This window comes from Coleofasciculus sp. D1-CHI-01, assembly GCF_040218875.1.
In the GTDB taxonomy this organism is placed as follows: Bacteria; Cyanobacteriota; Cyanobacteriia; order Cyanobacteriales; family Coleofasciculaceae; genus Coleofasciculus.
Genome location: NZ_JAVJQP010000094.1, coordinates 41,253 through 59,333, shown reverse-complemented (window position 1 = coordinate 59,333; position 18,081 = coordinate 41,253). Strand labels below are relative to the sequence as shown.

Sequence of the window (18,081 nt, the reverse complement as noted above, 5' to 3'; positions counted from 1 at the left end):
GTTTGTAGTGAGGACTTTAGTCCTCCCATCAGAGGCGCTAAAGCGCCGACTACGAACGAAAGAACGGGTTTGTAGTGAGGACTTTAGTCCTCTCGCCAGAGGCGCTAAAGCGCCGACTACGAACGAAAGAACGGGTTTGTAGTGAGGACTTTAGTCCTCTCGCCAGAGGCGCTAAAGCGCCGACTACGAACGAAAGAACGGGTTTGTAGTGAGGACTTTAGTCCTCTCGACTCTTCTCTATCCTAATCTCTCCAGCACGGGCAATATTCCCGAAATTCACATTACCTGAACCTGAACTATCAACGGTTTGAGTTCCTGAGGCTATAGCAACATCTCTACCTGCGATAATTCTCCCCATTGTCTCAGCAAAATCCGCTTCTACCGCTTCCCATCCCTTCTCCGGTAAACCCTTCCCTCCCCGCAATAATGACACGGCAAAATCCTCGGTGGCTAAATCAAAGAAGGGGATTTGTTCTTGTTGATATTCGTGCTGCACCGTTTCGGGAACCGCTTTTCCCAAATAATTCATTAAATTTGACACCCGCACCACTGTCTCTCCCGGTTGATTTCCCGCCCCTTGCAGCGCTTCAATTAAATGATAGGTGTAGACACTCATCGCCCCATCCCCACGAATCCAAGACGATTGTGTGCCTCTTGAGGAGGTAAAAACCACCCGCCCTTCACCCTGTTTCAGTTCCTCAATAAACTGTTTCGGTAACGCCGTCTGTGCAAAATCTGTGGGTAGTTTAATCGGTACAATTTTATCCTTTGCTGTTGCCATCCCTTGAGCATTACAACTATCAATAATCACCAGCAATCGTTTGGCAGAAATCTGGCGTATTGCCTCGATAAAGGCTTGAGCCGACACCGCCGAGTCGGGGATATCCACGGGTTCAATATCATGTTGAATCAAATAGTATTTACCCGTAGACTGATCTAGCCAGCCGTGACCAGAATAATAGATAATAATTGTCGCCTCAGTATCCGCCGCCGCTTGTTCTTTCAGCCAGGTTAATCCATCAACTATCGCCTGACGAGTTGCCCCAGCATCATACAATAAACGGATATGCTGTTCATCATTCAGATAACTACAAAGATTTGGATCAGTGAGAATCGACTGAATGGCGTGCATATCCTTTACCGTCACCGGGAGTGACCATTTCGGGTAAGCGGATTCACCCACACCAATGAGTAAAGCGTAACCATGAGAGAATGTATGGGTCATTGATTATTGCTCGAAGTACCTGGATATTCCATTTATTCACAGTTTAAAAGAGATTATGGTTAAACGAATGGTTTCACGGCTCAATGGCTTGACCAATACGCTTTAAAATTCTCAGTAAAAACGGTGCGTTACGCTGTCGCTAACGCACCCTACAATTAAGGTAGAATTAAAGTAGAATTAAAGTAGAATTAAGCGCTGAAGTATTTGGCGACGGGATGATAGGTAACGATCGCGGTGGTTGATTGTTCCGGATACAGTTGTTCACTTTCATCCATGTACAGGTTGATGCGATCGCACGCCAACAACTCCAGTTGCTTGTACTGATCCTGGATATTCGGACAAGCGGGATAACCAAAGCTGTAGCGCGAACCTTGATACCGTTGCGCTAAGACATCCCGAATGGTATCCGGTTCCTCCCCAGCCAAGCCTAACTCCCGGCGAATTCGGGCGTGTGTCCATTCGGCTAAGGCTTCTGCCATTTGTACCGCGAAACCGTGATAGTAGAGATAATCGGTATATTGATCCGATTCAAATAGCTGTTTGGCGTATCGGGTAGCGACTTCCCCCACGGTTACCGCCTGCATCGGGAAGACGTCGATAATTCCGGACTCTTTAGGCGCAAAGAAATCAGCAATACATAAACGCCGCCCCGATTTTTGGCGCGGGAATGTAAAGGTAGCAATCGGTTCCCATTTCTCTGGATGTTTCTCACCGTCTTGATTCATCATCTCCGGATCGAATAGATGCAGAGAATTCCCTTCCGATTGGCAAGGAAAATAGCCATAAATGATTTGCGGATGCAACAAGTTCTCCGCTACAACTCGCTTTTTCCAGTCGTCGAGAATCGGATAAACTGTCTCTTCCAGAAACTGATTATACTCCTCACGGGATTGGTCTTTCGGTTTGCGGAATTGCCATTGTCCGGCAATTAGCGCTTGCAAATCTAGATGCCAAAATGCCTCATCGATGGGAATATCTTCGGGTTCCAGAATCCGAGTTCCCCAGAAGGGTGGAGTTGGGCGATTCAGGTCTAAGGTAATATGTTCAGAACGGCGGGTATCTTCTACCTCTGGAACCGCTTGTTTCGCGGATGACTTCTGCTTCTGTTTCTTCTGATCAGATTTACCGTTTCCTGAGGGCTGATTACTGCCATTAGGACTGTCATCCACTTCATCTAAGAAGCCTTTTAAATCATCCCACTCTTCGGCGGCTTTGGCGGGCATGAGTTTATCCATGAAGTGTAAGTCGGAAAACGCATCTTTGCCATACACGACTTTCCCTTTATAAGCAGACTGACAATCCTGATAGACAAACTTCGGCGTCAACGCTGCACCGCCTAAAATGACAGGAACGGTGATTTCCTGTTCATTAAACCTCTCCAGGTTATCTTTCATAAATGCCGTGGATTTCACTAGCAGCCCACTCATGGCAATACAATCGGCATTATGCTCTTTATACGCCTCAATAATATTGTCTACGGGCTGCTTGATTCCCAGATTCACCACCTTATACCCATTGTTGGTGAGAATGATATCCACAAGGTTTTTACCAATATCGTGAACATCCCCTTTCACCGTAGCAATCACCATAATTCCCTTGGCGTTATTTTCCCCGTCTTCTTTTTCCATATACGGTTCTAAATACGCCACCGCTGCTTTCATGGTTTCGGCGGATTGCAAGACAAAGGGGAGTTGCATTTGTCCGGAACCAAACAGTTCCCCGACGACTTTCATCCCATCTAAGAGGAAAGTATTGATAATCTCTAACGGTTGATAGGTTTCTAAGGCTTTTGCTAGACTATTATCCAAGCCAATCCGTTCCCCGTCGATGATATGGCGCTTGAGACGTTCTTCAATTGGCAGATTCACATCCACCGTGCGATCGCGCTTCGTGGTTTTGCCTTCAAATAGCTGAGTAATCTCCCCTAACGGATCATAGGTGCAGATATCGCCATCAAACTCCCGTTGATCATAAATCAGTTTCCGGCAAATCTCTTGATGTTCGGGTTCGATTTTGGCTACAGGTAAAATCTTACTGGCGCTAACAATGGCTGCATCTAACCCCACCGCCATGGCTTCATGGAGAAACATGGAGTTTAATACTACCCTCGCGGCGGGATTGAGTCCGAAGGAGATATTAGACACCCCTAAAATAATATGACATCCGGGTAATTCTTCCCGCATCCGGCGGATGGATTCAACCGTCGCTTTCCCATTGCTTCTGTCTTCTTCAATTCCGGTGGAAATGGGTAAAGCCAGGGGGTCAAAAAAGACCTCATGGGCGGGAATCCCATAATCTATCGCTTGATGATATGCCCGTTGCGCGATCGCGAATTTTCGGTCAGCGGTTCGCGCCATCCCCTCTTCGTCAATGGTGCCAACAATTACACCCGCCCCATACATTTTGGCTAAGTCTAAGACTTTCAGAAACCGTTCCTCCCCATCTTCATAGTTGGTGGAATTGAGGATACATTTTCCCCCGGCGACTTTTAACCCCGCCTCCATCTTTTGCCATTCTGTGGAGTCTAACACTAGGGGTAAGGTAACATTGGTGACTAAACGGGAGACCAATTCATGCATATCATGTTCGCCATCCCGTCCCACATAGTCCACATTCACATCCAGAACATTGGCACCTTCGCGGACTTGCGCCCTGGCTAAGGCGACTAATCCATCCCAGTCTTCTTCATTTAATAAAGTACGGCATTTTTTCGAGCCACTGGCATTTAAGCGTTCACCGACAATTAGGAAGGAGTTCTCTTGTTCGTAGGGTTGGGTGGAATAAATCGAAGCAGCGGCGGGTTCGTATTCTGGGTGACGTTCTTTTGGCGTCAGGGTTTGGGCAATTTCGGCTAATTGTTGAATATGTTCGGGGCGAGTTCCGCAACAGCCGCCAATGACTTGGACACCCAAGTCTTCGATAAAATGCATTAACGCCATTCTTAGTTCCATCGGCGTTAATTTATAATGGGCTTTCCCACCGACATTTTCCGGTAACCCCGCATTGGGGATACACGACACCACAAACGGCGAATGCTGGGACAAAAATTTGATATGATCCTTCATGCGATCGGGTCCGGTGGCGCAGTTGAGACCGAGAATATCAATGGGATAGCGTTCCAAAATTGTCAGTGCTGCGCCAATTTCGGTTCCCACCAGCATCGTTCCCTGAACTTCCACGGTTACCGATACCATAATCGGGCGGCGTTCCCCTTTTTTGCGAAACACCTCTTCCACCCCATTCAGTGCGGCTTTAATTTGCAGCACATCCTGACAGGTTTCAATAATCATTAAATCGACACCGCCGTCGTAGAGTCCTTCGGCTTGTTCGACAAAGGTGGCTTGCATCGTGTCAAAATCAATATGCCCCAATGTGGGGAGTTTCGTCGTGGGTCCGATGGAACCCGCGACAAATCGAGGTTTTTCGGGTGTGGAGAATTCCGCCGCGACTTTTTTGGCAAGTTCTGCGGCGGCTTTATTCAGGGAATAGGCTTGATCGGCTAAATCATATTCTGCCAGAACAATCGACGCCCCCCCAAAGGTATCCGTCTCTATCACATCCGCCCCGGCTTCCAGGAAACGACGATGCACCGTCGCCACGGCTTCGGGTTTGGTGTGAACCAGATACTCATTACATCCTTCATATTTCGCCCCACCAAAGTCTTCAGCGGTGAGGTTTTGGGTTTGCAGGTTGGTTCCCATGGCACCATCGAAGACGAGAACTGGGCGTTGGGGACTATGAAGATGAGTTAGGAAGGCACTGTTCATAACTGTCTTGGCAATCTGGATATAGATATTAGTGTAGGTGCAATGTATGACTATGCACAACCTGAGGTGAGGGGGTGAGGGGGCGCGATCGCACGATTAGAGCCCATTCCTACTCTACCTTGCCTCTACAGACTAAAAGCTCGTGAACGGGAATTCCATTGTCAAACCTTTTCAATGTAAGCACTCAGAAATATCAGTTGATCAATCATCTCTTCGGATGAATTATCGGTAGCTAATTTCAGCAAGCCTCGCAACTGCTGTCCAATCGAGTATTGTTGCTGTGAGGCAAGAACGATTCCTGTATGATTTCTTTTTTCAACTCATTACCCCAATTATCCTAAGTTTGTGCGGCGATTTATAAAAGAAGCCAGGTTGCTGGCGAAATTATGCGCTGAACCTCATCCCCATATTGTCAGAGTGACTGACTTGTTTGAAGAAGGGGATACCCATTGTTTGGTTATGGATTTTATTCCAGGGGAGAGTTTATTTTCCTTGTACAGACCTCCGCACGATTTTTGTATTCCCCGTGTCTTGTTTCTCGGTTTCTCATTCCCCGGTTTTATACCTATATATGTGAGTGACAATTAATCTCTTAATATACACACCTATAAATCATAGAGACATGATAGAGTGATTTTGAAAAGAATACACACAGTAAATCCCTGAGCGATAGGGCGTTGCATCGCTTGGCGGTCATTGCTGTGACATCTCGAATCCCTAATTTCCCCCTGAATTCAAGGAGGTGATGTCTAAACGCAAATCGTTTAGATCCAGATTCTCATAGCTATTTCCAAGGGCGATCGCCTGTGTCTGTGTTTTGTCTGCGATCGCCTATTCCTACAACCCCCGCAATCCCTCTGTCTGTCAGGAAGACAGCGCCAACAGCGAAGGATGCGCTAAATGTCATCTACCCCATGCAAACCAATGAAACACAGTGATTGGCTACGCCTGCAAATCGAAGGTGAAAAACTTTGCGCCTTGCTGAGACAGCACAATTACCAATGCTTGAAACAACCGCGCCGTTTGTCTTGGACAATCAAAAAAAATGGTAATTCCTACACCTTAACCTGGCTACCTGAACCCGTAACGGATTGGAACTTACTTCCCCACGACACCACGCCAACTTATCAAACCCTGTGGAAACTGATCCAATCCACGCTGAATATTCTCCGAGGCAAAAACCTACCAAACCCAGTCCAGTCTAACATTCCAGCCTTGAACCGTCCCTGGGCGATCGTCCGCCTGCTTCCGAATAATCAACGCCGCACTGTCGCTCGATTCTACAACCGTCAAGATGCTGAAGATTATATCAGAGTTCTCAACCGCTCTATTCCAGCCGCCCAATTTGAAATGACGTTTGATGTTTCCGCTGATTTGAGTTAGTGGTTAAATACCAAAAATATCTATTATACATCATTGACTATTGAACGAAAATGACTATTCTATTTCGCCGCATTAACCCTCCTACTTTTTCAATTACATTAGATATGATTGCCCAATTCTTAGGGATTCCAAAATCCCTGATTATCCGCGCCGAACGTTGGGCTTATGTGCTGTTTGTGCATCGGCGCGATCGCGGCGGACAATTCATCAGTTACCGCAAACTCAAGTTATGGCTGGACGCAATTACTGTCTTAATTCAAAAGACCAAAACCTTTAATTATACAAAAAAAATCCTGCAATTATCCGACTGTAGGGGCGCACCGACGTGCGCCCTTTTACCACCGACGTGCGCCCTTTTACCACCGACGTGCGCCCTTTTACCACCGACGTGCGCCAGATTCAATCGTAAAATTTATCCCACAATTTTAGCTATATCAGTCCAGTAATTTTGTGATTGGTGGGTTACGGCGGATTTTAAATTAAAGGGTAACAATTGAGATGGTATAACCGCCTAACCCACCCTACTTACTGGTGATTCTTTTTTGAGGAGTTGAGGTTGGGTTTGTTTGCGTTCGTGTAGCGTTTCCAACGGTAACGTAACATATTCTGTCGTCAAACGTTAGACATCGGCAAGTTATCACACCCCTGCAAACTCAGCAAATACTTGCTCAATCACCTTTTGCGCTTTGGTATCCAAAGAATGCCAATCCACTTCACCGTCTTCATCAATTAGGCTAGTATCAATCTCAACCTCCTGGCTTTCTACTTCAGAATGAACCGGGGCGTACTCGCGAAAACAAACTTGAAAGCATAAGTCCCATAAGTTAATACAGGTTGAATGATCTGGTTTTTCTAAACATACCGCATGACCCGGTATCGGCGTCTGTACATCCTTATACGTGGCTTTCCAGGTGGTTGGTTCAAGCTGCTGGCGAATATGATCAACGATACGGATTAACGCGGGTTGCATTAAGAGTCCCGCTTGTTCCCACGCCTGGGTTGTTTTAAATTTGGGTTTCATTCTGAACGTCGAGAGGGAGGAATTAGGCAAACAACGATGTTAAGACTACTGAGTGGATTTGGATTCGTGACGGGAGCCACTTACCCGTTGCGCGTGTTGGCAGTTTTCCGACGCACGCCCCATCTGTGGAGATACATGATTACTCCGATTCTTGTCAATGTGTTCATCGGTATTGCTCTGTATGCCGGATTACTGGTGCTTGGCTGGCAACAGGTTGACAGTCTTACGCTTAGTTTATCGCAATGGTTGAATAATGCGATCGCGAGTCTTCCCCCTTGGCTGAGTTTCCTGGATGTCTTGGCGACGGGGATCAATTGGCTGCTGGATTTAATCTTGGTGATTGGCTTACTGCTAATCACGGGATTTTTGCTCGTTCAGTTTGGCGTTTTACTGGGTGCGCCGTGGTATGGTCAACTCTCGGAACAGTTGGAAGAAATTCGCACGGGTCAAATTCATACGGTAGAGGTGGGATTTATCCAGGATATTTGGCGGGCGATTTTATTTGAGTTGAAGAAGCTGGTACTAGGAATCGGCGTTGGCATTTTCTTATTAATGCTGAATATTCTACCCGGAATTGGCACTTTAGCCGCCGCAATTGGTGGGATTATTCTAACCGCAACAGTAACTTGTCTTGACTTTCTCGACGCGCCCTTAGAACGTCGCCGTTTACGATTTCGCTATAAGTTAGGGATTGTGTTTAAAAGTTTACCTGCCAGTGCAGGGTTTAGTTTAGTCTGTATGGTGTTGATTACGGTGCCATTAGTGAATCTTTTTACCATTCCTTTATGTGTCGCATCCGGGACGTTGTTTTTTTGCGATCGCGTGTTACCCAAGTTACCTCAATCTCTGGCAACGCCCTAGTCGGATTAAACTATAAATTTAAACGGAGCCGACTTTTGCTATAAGTCAATGACTGCTCAACAAATGGGATTTGCCAACCTTTAAACCATCCTGAATATAGCCGAGTATTTCCAATTCCCGACCTGCAATTTCATGAAACTGCTGCACCTCCGATTCAGTTAACTCTTTTTTCCAGCGCCCTTGACTCAACTGATCAATGGATTTGGATAGTTTGCGAAACTCTTGGCGAGTATCTTGAGTAATAGTGTTCTGAGAATAATATTGAGGCTCAATCTGTCTAGCATCATACTCTTCGCCAAGAAAATTCATGATTTGTCTAACCACCTGTTCCGGGTTATTGGTTAAGTCTTCATACTTAACGTCAAAAATATTGTCATTCTCTCCCTGGTTTAGTCTCGCGTTTACACATTTTTTCCAGTAGGACGCATAGCGGACGATACTCTTTCCTTGGGGAACATTTTGGTGATGACGCGCTGAACAATAACCATCTCGACCATCGCGGAACATATTAATAAACTTGGCGTTAGGAAAGTGCTTTAATAAAAACTTCAGCCTCAAAACATGCTGGGGAGTTTTTTCAATAAAACGCTGACCTCCTGTTTGTTGCGTGATCTGTTGAGTGAATTTATCGTAAAATTGCACAATATCTGGAGACTGTTTAATTAAATCTGCTATGTCTGTAGCTGTAAATCCTTCATAAGTAAACCCATAAATATCCCGGTACATAAACAAGCCCGTTTCATACCCAAAACTACTCAAATTAGGATGAGCGCCTAAGATTAATTTCATCAGGGTTGTGCCACTGCGAGGCGCACCAAATACAAAAATATGGGGTTCGGGAGAAATCGTCTTTGGTAGGCGCAGAAAAATGTTTTTAGGAATGGCTTGGGGATGTTTTAAAAAAGAGCGAACGGCTGTAATAAGAGGCATAGAACTAACCTTTGCGTATTTTTATTCGATCTGATAATAATAAAATATTAATCGATGATAATTAAGATTTTACCTCGACTCAAGAAAAATTAATAATTCCTTGAGTTGAATAGTGTCTTAATATTTTGTATTAATATAGAAGGATGACAATTATTTAATAATCAGGTATGGAGTACAAACAACTGGGGGAAAGCGACCTACGGGTTTCAGATATTTGTCTGGGAACCATGACCTATGGTCAGCAGAACACGATAGAAGAGGCGAGAGAACAACTGGACTATGCGATTTCCCAAGGGGTTAACTTTATTGACACCGCAGAAATGTATCCTGTACCGGGACGGGCGGAAACTCAGGGGAAGACGGAAGAGTATATTGGCGAGTGGTTAGTTAAGCAACAGCGCGATCAGCTAATTGTGGCGACTAAAATTGCGGGTCCCACATCTCGGATGAGTTGGATTCGGGGCGAAAACCACCGGATTGACCGCCCGAATATCGAGCAGGCGTTAGAAGATAGTCTTAAGCGCCTGCGTACTGATTATATTGACCTCTATCAAATCCATTGGCCCGATCGCTATGTTCCTTTGTTTGGCGCACCTGATTATGATCCCAAGCATGAACGGGATAGCGTACCCATTGCTGAACAACTACAGGTATTCGCGGATTTGATTAAAGCGGGGAAAATTCGCTATTTGGGGTTGAGTAATGAAACCCCTTGGGGTGTGTGTGAGTTTTGCCATGTTGCCCAGCAGCTGGGATTACCTCAAGTGGTGTCGATTCAAAATGCCTACAGCTTGGTTAATCGCATCTTTGATATTCACCTGGCTGAAGCCTGTCGATTTAATCAGGTGGGATTACTCGCCTATAGTCCCTTAGCCTTTGGCTTGCTGACAGGTAAATATCTCAACGGTATCCCAGAAAAGTCACGGCTAGCCCTATTTCAAGGATTTGGGGGGCGGTATGAGAAATTCAATCTAACCGAAGCGGTGAAGGAGTATGTGGAAATTGCCCATAAGCACAATTTGACACCCGCCCAGTTAGCCTTAGCATTTGTGCGATCGCGTTGGTTTGTCACCAGTACAATTATCGGTGCAACCACCATCGAACAACTCAAGGAAAATCTGAGTGCGGCTGAGGTGACATTGGAGCAGGATATCTTGGCAGAAATTGATGGGATTCACGCCCGCTATCCCAATCCTACACCTTAACAGTAACTCCCAGTCAGCGACCAACTTTTTAAGGTGGCGTGGTGAGGAATCCCCGTGCGTACCCTGCGGGAAGCAAGCGATACCCCAGACGCCGAGGAGGATGTCGATGTAGAGCGATAGCAGACATGATAGTATTTGAATGCAAGTCTCTTTGAAACCTCATCTAAATGATTAATGGGCGGTAACTCAAATCAAGGTAAAAAAATGCAAATTATTTTTGATTTATTTTTTGAGCTAGAATTTTACATAAAAGTTGCAATAATTTCTGCAATTGCACAACAGTTTTTTTATTGGATATTGCACGATATAGAACTAAATTTTATTACTCAGGTACTTTTATACTGGGTTGTTAGTTCTGTCTCATTTTATGTGATTGGAATTTCCATCGAAAAGGTAATCAAAAAGAATGAACAGTTGAGAGAGAAACTAAATTCAAGAGTCACAAAAGTAAAAAAACAACCCTTCCCAGCTTTTACGGCAAAAGGCATTGTTATTGGACAAATTCAGGGTTTAATAACAGCATTAATCATCCTCTACCTAGCGCCAGAGATACATAGAGGTAATGGCTTATTCCTCAATCTGGGATGGTTTTTTATGCGAATCATTGCGGCTGATTTCTGTTTTTATGTCGCTCATTGGTTATTGCACAGAAAAATTTTGCTGAGACTACATCTTAAACATCATGAGTTTGCCGATTCATCAAGTTTTGTCGCTGGTCATAAGAGCCTTAGTGAATATATTATAGTCACCATTACAGATATTTTACCTATCTTTATATTTGGATATGATATTACTCAACTGTTGGCTTGGACTGTTATCGGTAATGCTTACAACCTAGAAGGTCATAGTTCGTTGTCTATATTTTTCATTGCATCCGATTTTCACGATCTGCATCACACCAGTTTTAAGGGAAACTATGGTATTCAGGGATTTTGGGACAGGGTATTTAATACTTTGAACCCTCCTACCAAAAAATCGGGAATTATATCTCCTGTCGCCTCTCTGGAGAAAATAGTGGTGAAGTTGTCTAGTCGTGCCAGTAAAGTTACGACTTGACTCCTGCCATTTTCCCTGCCCTAGAGTTCCCTGACAAATGACAAATGATCAATGATAAATGACAAATGATAACCTATTGCATTTGTTGCAACTGGCGAGTCCTGGCTTACCCGTCGGTGCCTATAGCTATTCAGAAGGATTAGAAATTCTGGTGGAAAATGGGGTGATTGATAAGTCAACACAATTAAAAGCGTGGATTGACCAAGAATTGAGATATGGAGCGATTCGCTTAGAAGCCGCGATCATGGTACGCGCCTATCAGAGTCTCCAGGCTGAAGATTTAGAGGGATTGAAGTATTGGAATGCTTGGGCGAGTGCGGCGAAGGAAACATCAGAGTTGCGATCGCAAAGTTGGCAAATGGGGAATTCTCTGATCCGCTTACTCGTCGAGTTAGAACCGGAACTTCAATCTGTGGCGGGGATAGTGGGAACTCCCTGCAATTATGCGATCGCCTTTGGTATTGCAGCCGCGTACTGGCAAATTAACCTCATGGATGCTTTATTGGGCTATTTACACAGTTGGGCATCTAATCTAATTAATACAGGTGTGAAATTGATTCCCCTGGGTCAAACCGCCGGACAACAACTGCTGCTGGAACTTGCCCCTCAGCTATCCCTTGCTAGCCAAGACACCTTGAGCCTAGAAGACAATGAACAGTTACACAGTTGCACCTGGGGATTAGCGCTCTCTAGCATGGCTCACGAAACCCAATATACACGATTATTTCGCAGTTAACGGTATTTTGTACTGGTGTCAGTTGTCTATCGGATAGTTCTATGCTACCTTAAAAGTTTTTCAAATTTGAGGAAGCTATGAGTCAACGAACCCAGATCAATCTTCGCATAGACAACGAATTACTCCAAGCGCTACGCGAAAAATGTGCCGCTGAAGGCTGCACGCAGACGGAGTTTATTACCAATGCGATCAAATCGTCATTAGGTATCCCGATTACCCAAGCCAATCTGATTGAGATCGATGAACGAATTGCCGCCCACATTCAACCCATTCGAGAAGAGTTAGATCAGTTGAGGGCAGCGTTGGGGGAATTCGCAGCCTGAGGGTGAACAATGGAACTCTCAGGCAACAGGTTCCACCAGTATCTAACTTAGAGGCAATTCGCGATCGCATTCTCGGCAACTTGAATCTCGGTAGAAATGCAGTCGCCTACAAAGCTGCCCAGAAAGTCCTCGATGAGTTTATTGGCGAATTGTACAGAAAATAAGTGATCACCAAAAGCGGCAACTGGTATAGTTCCTTTGTTCAGGGTTCATCAACCATGAACAATCAACGATGAACCATTTAGCTTTCTTGGTGCTTCGCGAGTCTCATATCTCTTGCGTCTGGTAAAATCCCACGTTTTTTAGCGTGGGATATATTTTCTTCATTCTCTTTAATTTTATAAAATTGCGCTATACAACTGCTATATATTTAGCCAGAACCTGATAATCAAAAATACTTAATATCTAGGAATAAAGATTAATCATGTCAGGGAAATTACGGATGGATTGGGTAATAAACCTCTCCATACCTAAGCCAAATGGCTTAAGGGTATTCCCCTGAAATTAGGGCTAATTAGGCGCTGAAACGCCTATGGTTAAGAGGTTAATAGCTTGCCTTCCTGCAATAGAGCTATACGCAGTAAACTTACGCCATTATGCTGAGGCAATTAGCGGAGGATAAGCCGACAATAAGAAGATGTAATGACTTAAACCAGAAAAAGTGAACAAAACTTTACAAAAACTTTATGCTCACTTTACTGAATTGCTAGTGACATCCTCTATCATAAAAACAGAGTAAGTCTGAATGAGTTGCGAAATAGCAATCCTTGCTGGGCAAACTTTCCAGCCTCATCTGTTAAAAACCAATTATTAAGATAGGCGATAGTGAGTGTAAGCAACTTTCTCAAAACGTCTACGTATAATTACCCAAGATACAACAAAACCTGAACTATCCTACAGCAGTGCATCTCCACAACGCCTAAGTGAGGGGCTGACTCACGTCCATCGGTGACAGCAAAAACTTATCTAATCTGGGTAATTTACCAAATTCTGTAATATTAACGGCAAGCGCTGGATTTAAATGCCAACCCGACGAACCCAGTTGTTTATGCCGCTCTCCAAACAAGACTGTATGGAATTGTCCCAGTTGATTATTCCAGTCTGATGGTATTAGCACGACTAAGTGCAGTCTGTTCCTCTGTTCCCAACTTGGCTAGTTGCTTTCGTCATCTCTAATCACTTTCATGCTGTATTCCCAGAAGTTCAAGCTAAAATTATGACCGATCAATTCGAGCGAGCAATTGGATACTCACAAAACTGGACTGAATTTATTAGCACTGGTGCTTTTCCCTTCACCCCTTGTTCAATTGTCAATCCTGAGAATCTGGCGACCCAACTTTTCTCCTGCGCCAGTGATAAATTTACAGGTTGCTTAGATATTAAACCCCCTCAACACCAACACTGGAGTTTATATTTTTATCAAGGTTTAATCTGTGGTGGAAGTGGGGTACATCCACATCGGAGTTGGTTGCGCCAGCTTTATCGCTACTGCCCCCAATTGGTTAAGGATACGACTGTCAATCCTTCCCAACAGTTCCCTAGCTACAACTACGATGCCTTAACGGAATTAGTAACCCAGGGAAAAATTCGGTCAGAGCAAATGACAGAAGTTGTCGAAAGCTATATTACAGAAATTTTTTTTGATCTGATTCAACATCTGGAACAGATGTCTCCTTCCTCAAACTGGCAACTCAGTTATAGTCAAATCCCTCAAGCTCAGATGGAGTCTACCTTAGTCACCATAGATGTTGATGAAATGTGGCGGCAAGCGGTAAAACTTTGGCGAAGTTGGCAAAGCGCCGATTTAACAGACATTTCTCCTAATTTAGCGCCTAAGGCATTAAACCCGAAGCAATTGCAACAACAGTTTTCCCAGATGCTCTACAATAACCTCAGTGGTTTGGGAGGTATGAATCAGATGTTTAAAGCGTTGCCAGAGGAAACCTCTGACGTTACATCTGATAACCTGATTGCTTCGATGGATGGCAATCAAACATTACGGGATTTAGCCGTTCATTTGAATCGGAATCTTGTACTCCTAACTCAGCCCATCATGCCCTATATTCGTCAAGGGTTAGTTGAATTGATTGAGGTTGAGGATGTGAGTTTCAGTGCTGCATCACTGACAAAGCCAGACTCTTCATCTCCTGAAACCCCAGCCACTCCAAGAGAATCGAAATCGGCGAATCCCTTAATTGCCTGTATTGAGGATAGCTCAGTTGATCTGCTACTGATGAATCATATTCTCACTCAAGCAGGCTATCAATTTATCAATATTGAGGATCAGGAAAAAGCATTATCGATATTGATAGAACACAAACCCGACCTGATTTTATTAGATTTAGTTATGCCCATTGCTAATGGGTATGAAATCTGCTCCCAAATTCGTCGGGTTTCCTTTTTCAAATCCACCCCAGTGATTATTGTGACGGGTAAGGATGGGATTATTGACCGGACACGGGCAAAAATTGTCGGTGCGTCAGATTTTATCACCAAACCCATTAATAAAGATAAAATGCTCCAAGCGTTACACACTTATCTCCCCAAGCCCCAGGTTAACCAGTTTCAGGATACATCAATGTTTGGAGATTGGTACGTTCAACCTACAGCAGTTTGAGACTCGATGTAATACAGCTAAAAAGAGTAGAAAAGGGCTTTTTTCTGGCTGCTGTACTACACCGTGTTATATCAAGCCCTGTTGAAGACTCACACTTTGGTGGAGACAAAGCAGATGGCAGATGGTAGATGGCAGAAGTGTATTACTGGTACGGAATCATTTCAGCCGTTACATCTGTCCTAAGCTTTTGACAACAGCTATCCACTAAAAAATAGTTGTAGTCTTATCTATTTTTCATTTATTGCAGAAAAAATATACAATTTATATTAAAATTTTTATAGCTGAATATTGGCATACTCGCCTTTTAGTGAGCTACAATTAAGCCAGTCATATCTGTAGTTTATCATGAAATATTTTACCAATAAAAAAAAAGTTAAAATTATAGCTGCAATAAAAAAACATTTCTTTTAATTCAATAGCAAAAAAAACAGTCATATTTATATCGAGGTGACTGACTATACTATCCGATTAAGTGAGACAAATAAAAATCAAAAATGCTTGCTCCTTTATCTGTTCGATCAACTCATTGGACTATAACAAAACATGATGTCGTTTTTACCACAGAAGAACTGCTAAAACGCATTCAAAATTGTGCGAGTCAACAATTTACAGGTCAGTTAGATTTCAACATTACCAATCCTCAACAACAGCAGTGGAAGCTATTTTTTAGCGTCGGCAGTTTGATTGGTTGTGACAGTAAGGTACATCCTGTGCGTCGTTGGTTTCGTCAGCTATCATTGCACTGTCCTTCGGTGGCTGTTAATGCTGTAACGCAAGAAGGAGAGCCGATTCAATATCAAGATTATGAGTCATTAGCCACACAAGTGAAACAAGGACAAATCCCCGTGGGACAAATGACAGCACTTGTTCAAGGTCATGCCAGCGAAGTCCTTTTTGATATTATCCAAGCAGGGGAACAACAAAACTATCATTCTGGAATGTATTTAAGCTACCGAGTCATTCCTCAAGATTCCATCGATTTAGGGTGGGTTGTGGTACGGGCGGAGCGCGTTTGGCAGCAAGTTTTTCAGGATTGGCAAGCTTGGCAAAAAGCGGGTTTAGCTGACCTTTCACCGAATCTTGCCCCCAAAATTTTGCAGGCAGATCAGTTGCGCCAGCAAACATCACCCTCTGCTTATCGCAATCTAACAGCTTTTGCAGATGGGACACAAACGCTTCGGGATTTAGCGGTTAAGTTAAAACAAAGTCCTCTGCCCCTAACTCACTCGATTGCCCCTTATATTCATAAACATTTAATTGGATTAATTGAAGTTGAGGACTTGAAACGTTCTATTTTACCTCGTAAAGTTGTTGAGGATAAATCTAATGAAAATGGCAAACTTACATCACGAAAGTCTTCTCGCCCGTCATCCTCCTCTAAATCAGCAAATGCGATAATTGCTTACATTGATGATAGTCGAATTGACACGCAAATGATGGGTTATATTTTAAAGGAAGCGGGTTATATGTTTATCTCAATCGAGGATTCCGTGCAAGCCCTAGTTAAGCTTCTAGAAAATAAGCCGGATCTGATATTCCTTGATTTGGTGATGCCTGTCGCGAATGGTTATGAAATTTGTTCTCAAATTCGCCGTGTTTCCGTTTTTCAGGATATCCCCGTGATTATTCTGACCGGAAATGATGGCATTGTAGACCGGGTGCGTGCCAAGATGGTGGGGGCTTCTGGGTTTTTGCCAAAGCCAATTACTCAACAAAAAGTGCTGAGTACTTTGCAGAAGTATTTACCGACCAAATCTGTACCGATGAGTAATTAAATATTGTTCAGTATTTATGACTGAACTAAAAACTGCAAAGGTTGTGTATCGCAAACATTGGATTAACTATGACAACTGTTCTTTTAGTGGAAGATAGTGTAACAGAAACTCAGGTGCTGACTCGTTATTTAAGACAAGCCGGATTTAACGTAGTGAGTGTAACAAGTGGAGAGGAAGCCCATATAAAACTTCAAGCTAAAAAACCTGATTTAGTGATTCTTGATGTTATTTTACCGGGTCAAAGTGGTTTTGAACTTTGCCGCGAGATTAAAACAAACATCGACACCAAGAAAATTCCTGTGGTGATGTGTTCAACAAAAGGCACAGATGCTGATAAGTTATGGGGTTCAATGCTAGGTGCTGATGCCTATATTTCTAAACCAGTCGATCAACAGGAATTAATGAAAATCATTAATAAATTTACACTAGTTTAGCTGTTCCCTGTTCCCTGTTCCCTAAAAAATGACAAATTCACTTGACTCAATCCTCTTAACCACGAGTCTTGATTCACTCAACCTTAAACCTTCACCCCCAGAAACACAGCGGCGGTTACTTCGTTTTCCTATGAGTCACCAAGATAGTGCCCTATTGCCCTTGGAACAAATTGGGGAAGTACTACGGGTCAATGTAAGAGACATTCTGCCTGTTCCGGAAATGCCCGGTTGTGTTTTAGGGATCTGCAACTGGCGTGGCGATATGCTTTGGCTGGTTGATCTGAGCCAGTTGCTGGGCTATTTATCATTAGACCAACAATGGCAATTGGCTGATGCTTTGGTGGTGTTAGTGGTGCAGGTAAATGAGCAATCGATCGGACTTGTTGTTTCCCAAGTTAATGACATCGAATACCACAATTTGCAACATTTGCAGCCTGCTGTTCCGGGTGTATTTCCACCTAAACTGTTGCCGTTTATTCTGGGTTCTCTCCCTGAAGATCAGGGCATCGTTTTGAATATTAATGCCATTAGCCATTATCCCCTTTGGCAAAGGCATCGTGAGTGAAAAATGAAGAAGATGAGGGAGATAGGGGAGATGAGGGCGGGTTTTGCACAAACGTTACCATCAATAGCGATAAAAAAGTTTCTAAACCCGCCCCTACAAACCATGTCCGACTAGGGAATAAAGGGTCAAAACTTTACTTTCTCTATTTTCCTCACTTTCCCCATTTTTTCCGATCGCAGATCG

18 protein-coding genes are annotated in these 18,081 nt (G+C 43.8%); 12 read left to right on the top strand and 6 right to left on the bottom strand.

Translation table 11 applies throughout. The annotated features are described in order from the left end of the window. Positions 1 to 217: 217 nt before the first annotated feature. The 3 genes from RIB93_RS17400 to RIB93_RS17390 all read right to left on the bottom strand — a co-directional run bounded on the left by RIB93_RS17400 (position 218) and on the right by RIB93_RS17390 (position 5,899). Positions 218 to 1,225, bottom strand: a complete 1,008-nt coding sequence (locus tag RIB93_RS17400) for a caspase family protein (protein ID WP_446373984.1) — start codon at positions 1,223 to 1,225, stop codon at positions 218 to 220. Positions 1,226 to 1,413: 188 nt separating this feature from the next. Further along, the gene (metH, locus tag RIB93_RS17395; protein WP_446373983.1) at positions 1,414 to 4,992 is read right to left on the bottom strand and encodes a methionine synthase; all 3,579 of its coding nucleotides are present in this window, start codon (positions 4,990 to 4,992) and stop codon (positions 1,414 to 1,416) included. Between the two features lie 784 nt (positions 4,993 to 5,776). Beyond that, on the bottom strand, positions 5,777 to 5,899 hold the full coding sequence (locus tag RIB93_RS17390; protein ID WP_446373982.1) for a hypothetical protein: 123 nt from the start codon (positions 5,897 to 5,899) through the stop codon (positions 5,777 to 5,779). Positions 5,900 to 5,916: 17 nt separating this feature from the next. Here RIB93_RS17390 and RIB93_RS17385 point away from each other — a divergent pair, with 17 nt between their 5' ends. After that, positions 5,917 to 6,375: a hypothetical protein gene (locus RIB93_RS17385; protein WP_446373981.1), complete on the top strand. Its 459-nt coding sequence runs from the start codon at positions 5,917 to 5,919 to the stop codon at positions 6,373 to 6,375. Between the two features lie 50 nt (positions 6,376 to 6,425). Next, entirely contained in the window at positions 6,426 to 6,821 is a 396-nt protein-coding gene (locus tag RIB93_RS17380) for a hypothetical protein (RefSeq protein WP_446373980.1), read from the top strand. 191 nt (positions 6,822 to 7,012) lie between these two features. Here the strand turns inward: RIB93_RS17380 and RIB93_RS17375 are convergent, their stop codons facing one another. Continuing rightward, the gene (locus tag RIB93_RS17375; RefSeq protein ID WP_446373979.1) at positions 7,013 to 7,396 is read right to left on the bottom strand and encodes a hypothetical protein; all 384 of its coding nucleotides are present in this window, start codon (positions 7,394 to 7,396) and stop codon (positions 7,013 to 7,015) included. A 36-nt stretch (positions 7,397 to 7,432) separates the two neighbouring features. Between RIB93_RS17375 and RIB93_RS17370 the strand changes: the two genes are divergently transcribed. Beyond that, entirely contained in the window at positions 7,433 to 8,257 is an 825-nt protein-coding gene (locus RIB93_RS17370; protein WP_446373978.1) for an EI24 domain-containing protein, read from the top strand. A gap of 45 nt (positions 8,258 to 8,302) precedes the next feature. Here the strand turns inward: RIB93_RS17370 and RIB93_RS17365 are convergent, their stop codons facing one another. Next, positions 8,303 to 9,187: a sulfotransferase family protein gene (locus RIB93_RS17365; RefSeq protein WP_446373977.1), complete on the bottom strand. Its 885-nt coding sequence runs from the start codon at positions 9,185 to 9,187 to the stop codon at positions 8,303 to 8,305. 167 nt (positions 9,188 to 9,354) lie between these two features. On the opposite strand from RIB93_RS17365, the gene RIB93_RS17360 reads away from it, so the two are divergent. The 5 genes from RIB93_RS17360 to RIB93_RS17340 all read left to right on the top strand — a co-directional run bounded on the left by RIB93_RS17360 (position 9,355) and on the right by RIB93_RS17340 (position 12,671). Then, on the top strand, positions 9,355 to 10,392 hold the full coding sequence (locus RIB93_RS17360) for an NADP(H)-dependent aldo-keto reductase (RefSeq protein WP_446373976.1): 1,038 nt from the start codon (positions 9,355 to 9,357) through the stop codon (positions 10,390 to 10,392). 204 nt (positions 10,393 to 10,596) lie between these two features. Next, the gene (locus tag RIB93_RS17355) at positions 10,597 to 11,448 is read left to right on the top strand and encodes a sterol desaturase family protein (RefSeq protein WP_446373975.1); all 852 of its coding nucleotides are present in this window, start codon (positions 10,597 to 10,599) and stop codon (positions 11,446 to 11,448) included. A gap of 58 nt (positions 11,449 to 11,506) precedes the next feature. Then, entirely contained in the window at positions 11,507 to 12,184 is a 678-nt protein-coding gene (locus RIB93_RS17350) for an urease accessory protein UreF (RefSeq protein WP_446373974.1), read from the top strand. 77 nt (positions 12,185 to 12,261) lie between these two features. Then, entirely contained in the window at positions 12,262 to 12,507 is a 246-nt protein-coding gene (locus RIB93_RS17345) for a hypothetical protein (protein ID WP_446353677.1), read from the top strand. 2 nt (positions 12,508 to 12,509) lie between these two features. Next, the gene (locus tag RIB93_RS17340; protein WP_446373973.1) at positions 12,510 to 12,671 is read left to right on the top strand and encodes a hypothetical protein; all 162 of its coding nucleotides are present in this window, start codon (positions 12,510 to 12,512) and stop codon (positions 12,669 to 12,671) included. A 755-nt stretch (positions 12,672 to 13,426) separates the two neighbouring features. Here the strand turns inward: RIB93_RS17340 and RIB93_RS17335 are convergent. Next, a complete protein-coding gene (locus tag RIB93_RS17335; RefSeq protein WP_446373972.1) occupies positions 13,427 to 13,624 on the bottom strand; it encodes a hypothetical protein in 198 nt (65 codons plus the stop codon). Between the two features lie 99 nt (positions 13,625 to 13,723). Between RIB93_RS17335 and RIB93_RS17330 the strand changes: the two genes are divergently transcribed. The 4 genes from RIB93_RS17330 (at position 13,724) to RIB93_RS17315 (ending at position 17,898) form a co-directional block, all read left to right on the top strand. After that, on the top strand, positions 13,724 to 15,124 hold the full coding sequence (locus tag RIB93_RS17330) for a response regulator (RefSeq protein WP_446373971.1): 1,401 nt from the start codon (positions 13,724 to 13,726) through the stop codon (positions 15,122 to 15,124). A 494-nt stretch (positions 15,125 to 15,618) separates the two neighbouring features. Beyond that, positions 15,619 to 16,899, top strand: coding sequence for a response regulator (locus tag RIB93_RS17325; protein ID WP_446373970.1), 1,281 nt, complete (start codon positions 15,619 to 15,621; stop codon positions 16,897 to 16,899). 68 nt (positions 16,900 to 16,967) lie between these two features. Continuing rightward, the gene (locus RIB93_RS17320) at positions 16,968 to 17,333 is read left to right on the top strand and encodes a response regulator transcription factor (RefSeq protein ID WP_044209958.1); all 366 of its coding nucleotides are present in this window, start codon (positions 16,968 to 16,970) and stop codon (positions 17,331 to 17,333) included. A gap of 28 nt (positions 17,334 to 17,361) precedes the next feature. Beyond that, entirely contained in the window at positions 17,362 to 17,898 is a 537-nt protein-coding gene (locus RIB93_RS17315; protein WP_446373969.1) for a chemotaxis protein CheW, read from the top strand. The last annotated feature ends 183 nt before the right edge of the window (positions 17,899 to 18,081 follow it).